This window comes from Streptomyces sp. NPDC029014 (genome assembly GCF_055564695.1).
In genome coordinates this window covers 116,001-129,940 of record NZ_JBVHVT010000013.1, presented here as the reverse complement: position 1 = coordinate 129,940, position 13,940 = coordinate 116,001, and the positions used below count along the sequence as shown (strand labels likewise).

Genomic DNA, 13,940 nt, shown 5'->3' with positions numbered 1-13,940 from the left:
AACTCCGCCCACACAACACGGGAAGGAGGCAGCCACACCCCGGGTAGGCCCCCCCCCCCCCCCGCCAGGCTGACGGGACTGCGAGGGCTGGGGGGACTGGGGGGACGGGGGGACTGGAGGGCGGGTCAGAGGGTGTCGGCCGCGATGGTGGCCGCGACCCGCTCCAGCAGCGGGCCCGCGTTCGCGATGCACTTCGCCGGGTCCGGTTCGAGCTCCGTCAGCGGGTACGCCCGGCGGATGCCCGCCGCCTGCAGCGCCGACTGCTCCAGCAGGAGCCGCCCGCACACCGCGACGACCTCCTTGCCCGCCGCCCGGGCCGCGGCCGCGACCCCGGCCGGGGCCTTGCCGTGCAGGGTCTGCTCGTCGAGCGAGCCCTCGCCGGTGATGACCAGCGTGGCCCGCTCCAGCGCCGGGGCGAACCCCAGCACCTCCAGCATCAGCTCGATGCCGGGCCGGAAGCTCGCACCGAGCAGCAGCGCCCCGTAGCCGATGCCGCCCGCGCCGCCCGCGCCCGGCGAAGCCGCCAGCTCGGCGGCCTTCGGGCCGATCGCCTGCTCCAGTACCAGCGCGTAGTGCGCCAGCGCCGCGTCCAGCGCCGCCACGTCCTGCGGGGACGCGCCCTTCTGCGGGCCGTACACCGCCGCGCAGCCCTTCGGGCCCGTCAGCGGGTTGTCCACGTCGCTGGCCAGGACGAAGTCCACCTCCGCGAAGCGCGCGTCGACGCCGGACAGGTCCGCCGTGGCCAGCCGGGCCAGCGCGCCGCCGCCCGGGCCGACCGGTGCGCCGTCCGCGTCCAGGAACACCGCGCCGAGGGCGGCCAGCATGCCCGCGCCGCCGTCGGTGGTGGCGCTGCCGCCCACGCCGAAGACGATGGTGCGCGCACCCGCGTCCAGCGCGGCCTTCAGCACCTCGCCCGAGCCGTACGTCGTCGCCGTCAGCGGGGCGAAGACGCCCGGCGGCAGCAGCTGCAGCCCGGAGGCCTCCGCCATCTCGACCACGGCGGTGCCGTCGCGCAGCGCGAAGGCGGCCGTGACCTGCTCGCCGAGGGGCCCGGTGACCCGTACCTCCCGGCGCTCGAACCCGGCCGCGACGGCGGCCGCGACCGTGCCGTCGCCGCCGTCCGCGACGGGGAGGGTCTCGACCTCCACGCCCGGTACGGCCTCGCGGAGCCCGGCCGTCACCCGCTCGGCGACCTGAACGGCCGTGAGCGAGCCCTTGAATTTGTCCGCGGCGATGAGCACGCGCGCGGCACCAGTTACTGCTCCGTCCGTCACCTTGCTATCCCTTGCTTTCGAACGTGCAGTCGCGCCCCCATGAGCCTATCCGGAGGATCCTCTAATGCCCATGGGTGGCCTGCGCCACACCAGGCGCGCCACGCCCGTAAACGGGGACATTCACTCCCGTGTCGGACCGGCCGGCCGTGCTCCGACCCCGCGGAACCCGTCCCCCGCCACCGCCGTGATCCAGCCCACTCCGGCGCTCGATAGGGTGGCCGGGTGACCACCACGGATGACTACGCCACCTACATCGCGAGCCTGCCCCGGGTCCTGGCCGGCTCGGCCGCCCTCTTCCGGGACGTGCACGGACGGGTGCTGATCGTCGAGCCCAACTACCGTGAGGGCTGGGCGCTGCCGGGCGGGACCATCGAGTCCGACCGGGGCGAGTCCCCGCGGGCCGCCGCCCGCCGCGAGACCGCCGAGGAGATCGGCCTCGACGTGCCGCTGGGCCGGCTGCTCGCCGTGGACTGGACGCTCGGCCCGGGCCGGCCGCCGCTGGTCGCCTACCTCTACGACGGTGGTGTCCTCGACGAGGCGCAGCTCGCCGCGGTCCGGCTGCAGGAGGAGGAGCTGCTCTCCTGGCGCCTCGTCGAGCCCGCCGAGCTCCCCGCGCACCTCCTCGGCTCCCTCGGCCTGCGCGCCGTGGAGGCCTGCCGGGTCCTGGCGTCCGGCGAGGGCACCGTGGAGCTGGAGAACGGCCGTCGTCCCGACGCCTCCTGACACCGGGTCGGTGACACGGGGCTTACCCAGAGCAGGACACAATCATCTGATGATCACGATGTACGCCTGGCCGAGTACGGCCGACGGGCCGGACGCCCTGCCCATGGTCCACTTCACCACCGACAGCCAGGAGGGCGGCGAGGTCACCCCCGACGGGACGCCGGTGTGGCTGTTCGACAGCGCGATACGCGAGGGCGGCTGGGCCCTGTTCACCGACTTCGACGGCTGGGCCACCCCGGCCGAGGGCTGGCGGGCCCTCTACCGCCGCGAGGACGACCTGCTCGCCGTCTCCGGCCCCGGCCCCTGCGAGGGCTGGTACCAGGGCAACCTCGGGGCGGACACCGCCTGGGTGGAGGCGGCCGCCGCCCGGCAGAGCGTGGTCCTGCTCGCCGCCCCCGTCCAGCACCCCTCGCTGTTCCCGTACGCGGTCGAGGCGGGAGCCGCCTTCGCACTGCTGGTGCCCCTGGCCGTGGTCTAGCGCCGAGGCCGGCAACCCCTTCCGACCGCAGCACTGGCCGACCCCGCCAGCACTGGCCGACCCCGCCGCCGCGCGGATCACCCGCGGATCAGAACAGGCCCTGCGGCTCCGGCGCGGCGGTCGCCCCGCCGGACTCGAACTCCAGCAGGCGGACCTTGCGGTCGACGCCGCCGCCGTAGCCGGTCATGCCGCCCGAGGCGCCGATGACGCGGTGGCAGGGGACGATGATGCCGATCGGGTTCTTGCCGTTGGCCAGGCCCACGGCCCGCGAGGCGTTCGGCTTGCCGAGCCTGGCCGCGAGCTCCCCGTACGACCAGGTCTGCCCGTACGGGATCCGTACCAGCTGGTCCCAGACGCTGCGCTGGAAGTCGGTGCCCTCCAGGCGCATCGGCAGGTCGAACTCGGTGAGATCCCCCGCGAAGTACGCGGCGAGCTGCCGCGCCACCTCCGGGAACGGCTCCTCGGTGGCGGCGACCCGCTCCCCGAAGGACTCCTCGGCGGGGCGGTGCCGCTGCCCGGTCATGTACAGGCCGCCGAGGACCCCGTCGGTGGCGACGAGCGTGAGCTGGCCGTACGGGCTGTCGACGACGGTGTGCTGCTTGATGTGCGTCATGGTGCTGCGTGCTCCTCAGACGGGGAGGTGGTTGATCGGGTGGTCGTAGGTGGCCCACAGGTACTGGACGGCGTACGCGCGCCAGGGCCGCCAGCCGGCCGCACGGGCGGTCAGCGCCCCGGGGGTGGCCGGCAGCCCGAGCTCCGCGGCGGCCTTCCGCAGCCCCAGGTCGGACGGCAGGAAGGCGTCGGGGTCGCCCAGCGCCCGCATGGCGATGACCTCGGTGGTCCAGGGGCCGAAGCCGGGCAGGGCGGTGAGCCGGGCGCGGGCGGCCTCCCAGTCGCTGTCGACGCCGAGCGCCAGCGAGCCGTCGGCCAGGGCCCCGACCAGGGTCGTGAGGGTGGTGCGGCGGCTGCGCGGCAGGGCGAGCCGCTCCGGGTCCAGGGCGGCCAGCGCCTCGGGCGAGGGGAAGAGGTGGGTGAGCCCGCCCTCGGGGTCGGGGTCGGCCACGGGCTCGCCGTACGCGGTGACCAGCCGGGCGGCGTGCGTCCGGGCCGCCGCGGTGGACACCTGCTGGCCGAGGACCGCCCGTACGGCGAACTCGGCCGCGTCGACGGTCCGCGGGACCCGGCGCCCCGGGGCCTTGTCCACGAGCGGGGCGAGCAGCGGGTCGGAGCGCAGCTGCCCGTCCACCGCCTCGGGGTCGGCGTCGAGGTCCAGCAGCCAGCGGCAGCGGCTGATGGCGAGGGTGAGGTCGCGCAGGTCGGTGAGGGCCAGCTGGCAGCCGATGTGGTCGGGCTGCGGGGTCAGGGCGACGACCCCCGTGCCGTAGGGGAGCCGCAGGGTCCGGCGGTAGGCGCCGGCCCGCCACTCCTCGACGCCGGGGACGGCGGTGGCGGCGAGGTGGCCGAAGAGGTTGTCGGGGTTGAGCGGGGCCCGGTAGGGCAGCCGCAGGCTGATCGACCCGGGGATCCGCGGCTGCGACGGGCAGCCCCGGCGGCCGGCGGCCCGGGCGCGCAGCTCGCCGGGGGCGAGGGCGTACACCTCGCGCACGGTCTCGTTGAAGGTCCGGATCGAGGAGAATCCGGCGGCGAACGCCACGTCGCCCATCGGCAGGCCCGAGGTCTCGATCAGCAGCCGGGCGGTCTGCGCCCGCTGGGCCCGGGCGAGGGCGAGCGGCCCGGCCCCGAGCTCGGCGTTCAGCTGCCGCTCGACCTGCCGGGTGGAGTACCCGAGCCGCGTCGCGAGCCCCGGTACGCCCTCGCGGTCCACGACACCGTCCCGGATGAGCCGCATGGCCCGGGCGACGGCGTCGGCGCGGGCGTTCCACTCCGGGGAGCCGGGGGAGCTGTCGGGCCGGCACCGCTTGCAGGCCCGGTACCCGGCCTGCTGGCAGGCGGCGGCACTGGGCAGGAAGGTCATGTTCTCGACCTTCGGGGGCACGGCGGGGCAGCTGGGCCGGCAGTAGATCCCGGTGGTCCGGACGGCGGTGAAGAACCACCCGTCGAACCGGGCGTCCTTCGACTGCACGGCCCGCACGCAACGCTCGGTGTCGGTGTACATGGCTCCAGCATTCCGGCCCACGGCCACCCGGGCTGGCGGTTTTCCGACATCAACCTTACGCCGCCGCCCCCGGGGCCCCGTCCTCCCGCCCGGCCCGGGCAACGCGAAGGCCCCGGGTCGGGGACCCGGGGCCTTCGTCGCAGGAGCGGGGGCAGCGCTACGGCAGCTGGGCCGCCCGCGCCTCGCGCCGGTTGTGGCGGAACGTGTTCGCCCGGCGGGTGGTCGCGAACAGCGGGATGGTGGCCGCGAGCGCGATCTGCAGGGCGCAGCCGGTCTGGAGCAGCAGCTGGCCGCCGGGGGCGTCGAACGCCCAGGCCGCCAGCAGGCCCATCGCCGAGACGATCCAGCTGAGCATCGCCACCGCGAGGACGCCCCGCGGCTTGGGGTACTCGACCCGGCTCACCATCAGCCAGGCCACCCCGATGATCGCCAGCAGCGTCGGGACGAACGGCAGCTCCAGCAGCACGACCGAGACGACCGTGAGCGCACCGAAGGGGCTCGGCATGCCCTGGAACATGCCGTCCTTCATCGTCACGCAGCTGAACCTGGCGAGCCGCAGCACCACGGCCAGCAGCACCACGATGGCCGCGAGCGCGGACACCTTCTGGTGGGCGTCGTCGGCGACCATGCCGTAGACCAGCACGAAGTACGCCGGCGCGAGGCCGAAGCTGATCAGGTCGGACAGGTTGTCCAGCTCGGCGCCCATGGGGGAGCTGCGCAGCTTGCGGGCCACGATGCCGTCGAAGAGGTCGAAGACCGCCGCGAGCAGCATCAGTATCACCGCGGTCGCCGCGCTGTGCCGGGCCATGCCGGACTCGCCGCTGCCGGTGAGGTGCGGGATGAGGATCCCGGTGGTGGTGAAGTACACCGCCATGAATCCGCAGGTCGCGTTACCGAGGGTGAGGGTGTCCGCTATCGACAGCCGCAGCGAGAGCGGCATGTCGTCTTCGGCGGGCTCCTCCTCCGCGGCCTCGGGCACCCATCCACCCGACGGTGTGGTGGGAGTTTCAGGGTCAGTCACGGTCAATTCGGGTCACCCCCGCGGTGGTGGCCTGACCGACCTCGACCGCGACCTCGACGCCCTCGGGGAGGTAGATGTCGACGCGGGAGCCGAAGCGGATCAGACCGATGCGTTCGCCCTGCTCCACCTTGGTACCGGCCGGCAGGTACGGGACGATGCGGCGCGCGACGGCACCGGCGATCTGCACCATCTCGATGTCGCCGAGCTCGGTGTCGAAGTGCCAGACGACGCGCTCGTTGTTCTCGCTCTCCTTGTTGAAGGCCGGGACGAACCCGCCGGGGACGTGCTCCACGGACGTGATCGTGCCCGCCAGCGGCGCGCGGTTGACGTGGACGTTCAGCGGGCTCATGAAGATCGCGACGCGGGTGCGCCCGTCCTTCCACGGCATGATGCTCTGCACCACACCGTCGGCGGGCGAGATGACGCGGCCCTGGGCGATCTCCCGCTCGGGGTCGCGGAAGAACCACAGCATGCCCGCGGCGAGCGCGGTGGCGGGCACGGCCGCGGCGGCCCAGCGTCCGGACTTGCGGGCCCGGGCGAGGCTGAGCGCCGCGGTGGCGACGGTCGGCAGAAGCCACGGCGATGCTCCGCGCGCGAGGCGTACGCCCAGGAGGCTGTCGCGAGGTGCAGAGGTTTGGCTGTGGGGCATGGATGACCTTCGTAGCGGTGGGTTGCCGCGCCGCAAACAGGGGGACGGGACGGCGGCTTTACTGGAATGCTATCGGTTGCGCGCGACAACTGGGCAAGCCAGAAGACGAGTCGATGCCCGTCAGCCAGTCACTGCAAGTGATTCTTTTGCGGCGAACCCTTGGAGGATTCGCCGCAAAAGGGACCTTCAGCCCTGGAGTCGGTACTCCTCGAGCAGGCGTCGCCCGATGATCATTTTCTGGATCTCGGCGGTACCTTCACCGATCAGCAGCATGGGAGCCTCGCGGTAGAGGCGCTCGATCTCGTACTCCTTCGAGAAACCGTAACCGCCGTGGATACGGAACGCGTCCTCCACCACCTCCTTGCAGTACTCGGAGGCGAGGTACTTCGCCATCCCTGCTTCGAGGTCGTTTCGTTCCCCGGAGTCCTTTTTGCGTGCTGCGTTGACCATCATGGCATGGGCCGCCTCGACCTTGGTAGCCATCTCGGCCAGCTTGAACTGGATGGCCTGGTGCTGGGCGATCGGCTTGCCGAAAGTGTGACGTTGCTGGGCATAAGAGACGCCGAGCTCGAACGCACGCTGCGCAACGCCGCAGCCACGGGCCGCCACGTTCACGCGGCCGACCTCGACGCCGTCCATCATTTGGTAAAACCCTCGGCCGGTGACCCCGCCCAGGACCCGATTGGCCGGAATGCGCAGTCCGTCCATGATGAGCTCGGTCGTGTCGACGCCCTTGTAGCCCATCTTGTCGATCTTGCCCGGGATGGTCAGGCCCGGCCGGACCTCGCCGAAGCCCGGCTCCTTCTCCACCAGGAAGGTCGTCATCGACTTGTGCGGGGCCGTTCCCTCGGGGTGTCCTTCGTCACTCCGGCACAGCACGGCCACCAGCGTCGAGGTGCCGCCGTTCGTCAGCCACATCTTCTGGCCGTTCAGGACGTACTCGTCGCCGTCCTCGACCGCCTTGGACGTGATCGCCGACACATCGGAGCCCAGCCCCGGCTCCGACATCGAGAACGCGCCGCGGACCTCGCCCAGCGCCATCCGCGGGAGGAAGTGGTCCTTCTGCTCCTGCGTGCCGTGCTGCTTGAGCATGTACGCGACGATGAAGTGGGTGTTGATGATGCCCGAGACGGACATCCAGCCGCGCGCTATCTCCTCCACGCACAGCGCGTAGGTGAGCAGCGACTCACCGAGACCGCCGTACTCCTCCGGGATCATCAGCCCGAAGAGGCCGAGCTCCTTGAGCCCGTCCACGATCTGCTGCGGGTACTCGTCGCGGTGCTCCAGCTCGGTCGCGACCGGGATGATCTCCTTGTCCACGAACTCGCGGACGGTCTTGAGGATCTCCTGCTGGACGTCGGTCAGCCCGGCGGTCTGGGCGAGTCGTGCCATGGCTACTTCCCCTGTTCCTTCACGTTTCTAGTTGGACACCGTGGGCCGGCCGGGCTGCTCGCCGCCGCGCTCCTTGATGTACGTCTCGGTCGGGACCATCACCTTGCGCCGGAAGACGCAGACGAGGGTGCCGTCCTGCTTGTAGCCCTTGGTCTCGACGTAGACGATCCCGCGGTCGCTCTTCGACTTCGACGGGGTCTTGTCCAGGACCGTGGTCTCGCCGTAGATCGTGTCGCCGTGGAACGTCGGGGCGACGTGCCGCAGGGACTCGATCTCCAGGTTGGCGATGGCCTTGCCGGAGACGTCCGGCACGGACATGCCGAGGAGCAGCGAGTAGATGTAGTTGCCCACCACCACGTTCTTGCCGAAGTCGGTGGTGTTCTCCGCGTAGTTCACGTCCATGTGGAGCGGGTGGTGGTTCATGGTCAGCAGGCAGAAGAGGTGGTCGTCGTACTCGGTGACCGTCTTCCCGGGCCAGTGCTTGTAGACCGCCCCGACCTCGAACTCTTCGTAGGTGCGTCCGAACTGCATGACCTCAGGCCTCCGGGATCTCGAACTTGGTGGTCCGCTGCATGCCGGCCGCCCGGCCCTTGCCCGCGATGACCAGCGCCATCTTGCGGCTGGCCTCGTCGATCATCTCGTCGCCGAGCATCGCCGAGCCCTTCTTGCCGCCCGCCTCCGAGGTGCACCACTCGTACGCGTCGAGGATCAGCTCGGCGTGGTCGTAGTCCTCCTGCGAGGGGGAGAAGACCTCGTTGGCCGCGTCGACCTGGCCCGGGTGCAGCACCCACTTGCCGTCGAAGCCCAGCGCCGCGGCGCGCCCGGCGACCTCGCGGTAGGCGTCCACGTCGCGGATCTGGAGGAAGGGGCCGTCGATCGCCTGGAGGTTGTGCGTCCGGGCCGCCATCAGGATCCGCATGAGGATGTAGTGGTAGGCGTCCGCCGGGTAGCCGGGCGGCTGCATGCCCACGACCAGCGACTTCATGTTGATCGAGGCCATGAAGTCGGCCGGGCCGAAGATGATCGTCTCCAGGCGCGGCGAGGCGGCGGCGATCTCGTCGACGTTGACCAGGCCCTTGGCGTTCTCGATCTGCGCCTCGATGCCGATCTTGCCGACCTCGAAGCCCATCGTCTTCTCGATCTGCGTCAGCAGCAGGTCCAGGGCGACGACCTGCTGGGCGTCCTGCACCTTCGGCAGCATGATGCAGTCCAGGTTCTGGCCCGCGCCCTCGACGACCGTGATGACGTCGCGGTACGTCCAGTGGGTGGTCCAGTCGTTGACGCGCACGACCCGGGTCTTGCCGGTCCAGTCGCCGTTGTTCAGCGCGTCCACGATCGTGTGGCGGGCGCCCTCCTTGGCGAGCGGGGCGCAGGCGTCCTCCAGGTCCAGGAAGACCTGGTCGGCGGGCAGCCCCTGGGCCTTCTCCAGGAAGCGGGGGTTCGAACCCGGGACGGCGAGGCAGGAGCGGCGCGGGCGCAGCCGGTTCACCGGGGACGGGGACGTGGTCATGCGGGGACCTCCAGGGGGTCGAGCTTGTTCGCTTTCCGGATCTCGTCGACGATACGGCCGATGATCTCCGTGATACCGAAGTCTTTGGGGGTGAACACGGCGGCGACGCCGGCCGCCTTCAGTTCTGCGGCGTCGGCCTGGGGAATGATGCCGCCGAGGACGACGGGTATGTCACCCGCCCCCGCCGTGCGCAGTCGCTCCAGCACCTCGGGGACGAGCGCGCTGTGCGAGCCGGACAGGATCGACAGGCCGACGCAGTGCACGTCCTCGGCCAGGGCCGCGGTGGAGATCTCCTCCGGAGTGAGCCGGATGCCCTGGTAGACCACCTCGAAGCCGGCGTCGCGGGCCCGGACGGCGATCTGCTCGGCGCCGTTGGAGTGCCCGTCCAGGCCGGGCTTGCCGACGAGCAGGCGCAGCCGGCCGCTGCCGAGGTCCTGCGCGGTCCGGCTGACCTTCTCGCGGACGAGCGCCAGCGGCGTGCCCTCCTCGGCGGTGACGGCCACCGGCGCGGAGGAGACCCCGGTCGGGGCCCGGAACTCGCCGAACACCTCGCGCAGGGCGCTCGCCCACTCGCCCGTGGTGACGCCGGCCCGGGCGCACTCCAGGGTGGCCTCCATCAGGTTCTCGGTCCCGGCGGCGGCCTGCTTCAGCCGGTCCAGGGCCTGCCCGACGGTGGGGAAGACGAACGGGTCGCCGCCGCCCTGCCGGTCCGAGGACTCCTGCCGCTCGGCGCGCCAGCGCACGATCCGCTCGACGATGGTGTCCTCCACCGCCCCGTCCACCGTCATGATCGCGGTGTCCAGGTCGGCGGTGAGCGGGTTGGGCTCGGTCTGCTCGAAGCAGTTCACGCCCACGATCTTGTCCTCGCCGGTCTCGATCCGGGCCCGGCGCTCGGCGTGCGAGGAGACCAGCTGGGACTTGAGGTAGCCGGACTCGACGGCGGCCATGGCGCCGCCCATCTCCTGGATCCGGTCGATCTCGGCGAGGCAGTCGGCGACCAGCGCGTCGACCTTGGCCTCGATGACGTGCGAGCCGGCGAAGATGTCCTCGTACTCGAGCAGGTCGCTCTCGTGGGCGAGGACCTGCTGGATGCGCAGCGACCACTGCTGGTCCCAGGGCCGGGGCAGGCCCAGGGCCTCGTTCCAGGCGGGCAGCTGCACGGCGCGGGCCCGGGCGTCCTTGGAGAGGGTGACGGCCAGCATCTCGAGGACGATGCGCTGGACGTTGTTCTCCGGCTGGGCCTCGGTCAGGCCGAGCGAGTTGACCTGGACGCCGTAGCGGAAGCGGCGCTGCTTGGCGTTCTCGATGCCGTACCGCTCGTGGGTGATCTGGTCCCAGATGCGGCCGAAGGCGCGCATCTTGCACATCTCCTCGATGAAGCGGACGCCCGCGTTCACGAAGAAGGAGATACGGGCGACCACCTCGCCGAACCGGTCCTCGGGCACCTGGCCCGAGTCGCGCACCGAGTCCAGCACGGCGATGGCGGTGGCCATCGCGTAGCTGATCTCCTGGACCGGGGTGGCCCCCGCCTCCTGCAGGTGGTAGCTGCAGATGTTGATCGGGTTCCACTTGGGGATGTGGTTGACCGTGTACGCGATCATGTCGGTCGTCAGGCGGAGCGAGGGCCCGGGCGGGAAGACGTGCGTCCCGCGCGAGAGGTACTCCTTGACGATGTCGTTCTGGGTGGTGCCCTGGAGCTTGGAGATGTCCGCGCCCTGCTCCTCGGCGGCCACCTGGTAGAGCGCCAGCAGCCACATGGCGGTGGCGTTGATCGTCATCGAGGTGTTCATCTGCTCCAGGGGGATGTCCTGGAACAGCCGCCGCATGTCGCCGAGGTGGGAGACCGGGACCCCGACCCGGCCGACCTCGCCGCGGGCGAGGACGTGGTCGGGGTCGTAGCCGGTCTGGGTCGGCAGGTCGAAGGCGACCGACAGACCCGTCTGGCCCTTGGCGAGGTTGCGGCGGTAGAGCTCGTTGGACGCCTCGGCCGTGGAGTGGCCGGCGTAGGTCCGCATGAGCCACGGACGGTCTTTCTGGCGCTCTGTCATCTCAGGCTGTCCCTTTGGCCCTTGATCGGTCCGACGACGGTTCGGGTGTTTCGGAGTTTCGGTGAGTCAGGTGGGTCAGATGTTGCGGAAGCGGTTGATGGCGTCGATGTGCTTGTCGCGCATCTCCTGGTCGCGGACGCCCAGGCCCTCCTCGGGGGCGAGGCAGAGCACGCCGACCTTGCCCTGGTGCAGGTTGCGGTGGACGTCGTACGCGGCCTGGCCGGTCTCCTCCAGGGAGTAGACCTTCGACAGGGTGGGGTGGATCTTGCCCTTGGCGATGAGGCGGTTGGCCTCCCAGGCCTCGCGGTAGTTGGCGAAGTGGGAGCCGATGATGCGCTTGAGGGACATCCACAGGTAGCGGTTGTCGTACTCGTGCATGTAGCCCGAGGTGGAGGCGCAGGTGGTGATGGTGCCGCCCTTGCGGGTGACGTAGACGGAGGCGCCGAAGGTCTCGCGGCCCGGGTGCTCGAAGACGATGTCGATGTCCTCGCCGCCGGTCAGCTCGCGGATGCGCTTGCCGAAGCGCTTCCACTCCCGCGGGTCCTGGGTGCGCTCGTCCTTCCAGAACTTGTAGCCCTCGGCGTTGCGGTCGATGACCGCCTCTGCGCCCATCTTCCGGCAGATGTCGGCCTTCTCGGGGGAGGAGACGACGCAGATCGGGTTGGCGCCGCCGGCGAGGGCGAACTGCGTGGCGTACGAGCCGAGGCCGCCGCTCGCGCCCCAGATCAGGACGTTGTCGCCCTGCTTCATGCCGGCGCCGTTGCGGGAGACCAGCTGGCGGTACGCGGTGGAGTTGACCAGGCCGGGGGAGGCGGCCTCCTCCCAGCTCAGGTGGGCCGGCTTCGGCATCAGCTGGTTCGACTTGACCAGCGCGACCTCGGCGAGGCCGCCGAAGTTGGTCTCGAAGCCCCAGATGCGCTGCTCGGGGTCGAGCATCGTGTCGTTGTGGCCGTCGGAGGACTCCAGCTCGACCGAGAGGCAGTGCGCGACGACCTCGTCGCCCGGCTGCCAGGCGTTGACGCCCGGGCCGGTGCGCAGGACCACGCCCGCGAGGTCGGAGCCGATGATGTGGTACGGCAGGTCGTGGCGCTTGGTGAGCTCGCTGACGCGGCCGTAGCGCTCCAGGAAGCCGAAGGTGGACAGCGGCTCGAAGATCGAGGTCCACACGGAGTTGTAGTTGACCGAGGAGGCCATGACGGCCACCAGGGCCTCGCCCGGGCCGAGTTCCGGCACCGGGACCTGGTCGAGGTGCAGGGACTTGCGCGGGTCCTTCTCGCGGGACGGGAGTCCGGCGAACATCTCCGTCTCGTCCTTGTGCACGGTGATCGCGCGGTACGAGTCGGGGAGCGGAAGGGCCGCGAAGTCGGCGGTGGTGGCGGCCTGGGACTGGATCGCGTCCAGGATGTCCTTCACGGTGTTGCCTCCTGGGGGTCCTCCCGGGCGGGGCCGGGGGAGAGCGCTGGATGAGGGTGCGCTGAGGGGTGCGCGGGTGCGTTCGGATACGGGAGGGGCGGTGCTGTGGTGTTGCGGTGCTGTGGTGCCGTCGGTCCGGCGGAGCGGTGGTGCGGGGCGGCGCCGGTGGTGCGGCGCGCGGTGCCTGGTGACGCAGGCGTCCGGGGCGCGTTCCGTGCCGAGTGGGCGTGGACCGCGGGGACATCCGGACGAGATTCAACGTATGGCACCCCGTGTCACTCAGCAAGGCACCGCGTGCCAAAACTTTCTCTCATTTGCCGATTGACCTGCGCAGATGAGCGATGATCGATCAGAGTTACCGGTGAGTAGGGGCAACTCGGACAAACGGAAGCGGCCGCTCCCGAGAAGGGAGCGGCCGCTGTGACGAGCGTCGCTTCGTGTGGTTCTTCGTGTGGCTCAGGACCCCGCGCCGGGTGGCTGGCTGTTGCGCAGGGCCTCTTCGATGGTCCGCATGACCTCTTCCAGCGGGGCGTCCGTCCGCGCCACCGCCACCAGCACCTCGTCCTGCGCGCGGACCGCGGCCGCCGGAGCCGCCGCCGACGGGGCGGGCGCCGAGGTCAGCGCCCGGCCCGCACCGATACCCGTACCGAAGGTCTTGCGCACGATCGCGAAGGCGTGGTCGAGCTGCGCCTCCACGTCCCCCTGGCCGCCGGACCGCAGCCAGCGCCGCAGCACGTGGTTGTGGGCCGTCACCACCGCCGAGGCGGCCACCTCGGCCAGCAGCGGGTCGTCGTTGCCGTCGTGGGGCTCGGTCTCGTCGAAGTGGGCCAGCAGGTAGCGGGTGAAGAGCCGCTCGTACCGGGCGACCGAGGCGATCTCCCGCTCCCGCAGGGCCGGTACCTCCCGGGTCAGCCGGTAGCGCTCCACCGACACCGCCGGGGAGGCGGCGTACATCTTCATCACTTCCTTGATCCCGCGGCACACCGTGTCGAGCGGGTGCTCGTGCGCCGGGGCCACGTCCAGCACGGCCTCGGCCCGGATCAGCGTGTCGTCGTGGTCGGGGAAGATCGCCTCTTCCTTGGACCGGAAGTGCCGGAAGAAGGTCCGGCGCGCCACCCCCGCGGCCGCGGCGATCTCGTCGACCGTCGTGGCCTCGTACCCCTTCGTCGCGAACAGCTCCATCGCGGCGGCGGCGAGCTCGCGGCGCATCTTCAGCCGCTGCGCGGCCGCCTTGCTGCCGGCCGCGCTCTCCGGGGCGTCGGAGGCCGCAGCGGCGCGGGGTGAGGTCTTGGCGGACTGGGACATAGAGCGAAAGT

Annotated in this window: 13 protein-coding genes; 2 read left to right on the top strand and 11 right to left on the bottom strand. The window is 71.2% G+C overall.

All coding sequences use genetic code 11. The features are described from left to right. Positions 1–125: 125 nt before the first annotated feature. On the bottom strand, positions 126–1,274 hold the full coding sequence (locus ACZ4VL_RS10000) for a glycerate kinase (protein ID WP_468197939.1): 1,149 nt from the start codon (positions 1,272–1,274) through the stop codon (positions 126–128). Between the two features lie 222 nt (positions 1,275–1,496). Between ACZ4VL_RS10000 and ACZ4VL_RS09995 the strand changes: the two genes are divergently transcribed. Continuing rightward, on the top strand, positions 1,497–1,997 hold the full coding sequence (locus ACZ4VL_RS09995) for an NUDIX domain-containing protein (protein ID WP_468197938.1): 501 nt from the start codon (positions 1,497–1,499) through the stop codon (positions 1,995–1,997). A 49-nt stretch (positions 1,998–2,046) separates the two neighbouring features. Continuing rightward, positions 2,047–2,475 (top strand): hypothetical protein, encoded by a 429-nt coding sequence (locus ACZ4VL_RS09990; RefSeq protein WP_468197936.1) that lies wholly within the window; start codon positions 2,047–2,049, stop codon positions 2,473–2,475. 88 nt (positions 2,476–2,563) lie between these two features. Here the strand turns inward: ACZ4VL_RS09990 and ACZ4VL_RS09985 are convergent, their stop codons facing one another. The 10 genes from ACZ4VL_RS09985 to ACZ4VL_RS09940 all read right to left on the bottom strand — a co-directional run bounded on the left by ACZ4VL_RS09985 (position 2,564) and on the right by ACZ4VL_RS09940 (position 13,929). Then, entirely contained in the window at positions 2,564–3,088 is a 525-nt protein-coding gene (locus tag ACZ4VL_RS09985) for a methylated-DNA--[protein]-cysteine S-methyltransferase (protein WP_468197934.1), read from the bottom strand. A gap of 15 nt (positions 3,089–3,103) precedes the next feature. After that, positions 3,104–4,591, bottom strand: coding sequence for an AlkA N-terminal domain-containing protein (locus tag ACZ4VL_RS09980; RefSeq protein ID WP_468197932.1), 1,488 nt, complete (start codon positions 4,589–4,591; stop codon positions 3,104–3,106). A gap of 157 nt (positions 4,592–4,748) precedes the next feature. Next, positions 4,749–5,570, bottom strand: a complete 822-nt coding sequence (gene pssA / locus ACZ4VL_RS09975; protein ID WP_361092013.1) for a CDP-diacylglycerol--serine O-phosphatidyltransferase — start codon at positions 5,568–5,570, stop codon at positions 4,749–4,751. A 34-nt stretch (positions 5,571–5,604) separates the two neighbouring features. Then, complete coding sequence (locus ACZ4VL_RS09970; protein ID WP_385804906.1) at positions 5,605–6,261, bottom strand: phosphatidylserine decarboxylase; 657 nt, start codon at positions 6,259–6,261, stop codon at positions 5,605–5,607. A gap of 186 nt (positions 6,262–6,447) precedes the next feature. Continuing rightward, entirely contained in the window at positions 6,448–7,653 is a 1,206-nt protein-coding gene (locus ACZ4VL_RS09965) for an acyl-CoA dehydrogenase family protein (protein WP_468197929.1), read from the bottom strand. Positions 7,654–7,680: 27 nt separating this feature from the next. Beyond that, entirely contained in the window at positions 7,681–8,184 is a 504-nt protein-coding gene (locus ACZ4VL_RS09960; protein WP_468197926.1) for a MaoC family dehydratase, read from the bottom strand. A gap of 4 nt (positions 8,185–8,188) precedes the next feature. Further along, positions 8,189–9,163 carry an HpcH/HpaI aldolase/citrate lyase family protein gene (locus ACZ4VL_RS09955; RefSeq protein WP_468197924.1) on the bottom strand — a complete coding sequence of 325 codons (975 nt, stop codon included), beginning with the start codon at positions 9,161–9,163 and terminating at the stop codon, positions 8,189–8,191. Continuing rightward, positions 9,160–11,211 (bottom strand): protein meaA, encoded by a 2,052-nt coding sequence (locus ACZ4VL_RS09950; protein ID WP_468197922.1) that lies wholly within the window; start codon positions 11,209–11,211, stop codon positions 9,160–9,162. The genes ACZ4VL_RS09955 and ACZ4VL_RS09950 overlap by 4 nt, the downstream gene beginning before the upstream one ends. A 75-nt stretch (positions 11,212–11,286) precedes the next feature. After that, positions 11,287–12,624 carry a crotonyl-CoA carboxylase/reductase gene (gene ccrA / locus ACZ4VL_RS09945; protein WP_468197919.1) on the bottom strand — a complete coding sequence of 446 codons (1,338 nt, stop codon included), beginning with the start codon at positions 12,622–12,624 and terminating at the stop codon, positions 11,287–11,289. Positions 12,625–13,080: 456 nt separating this feature from the next. Then, complete coding sequence (locus ACZ4VL_RS09940; protein ID WP_468197917.1) at positions 13,081–13,929, bottom strand: TetR family transcriptional regulator; 849 nt, start codon at positions 13,927–13,929, stop codon at positions 13,081–13,083. Positions 13,930–13,940: the final 11 nt, after the last annotated feature.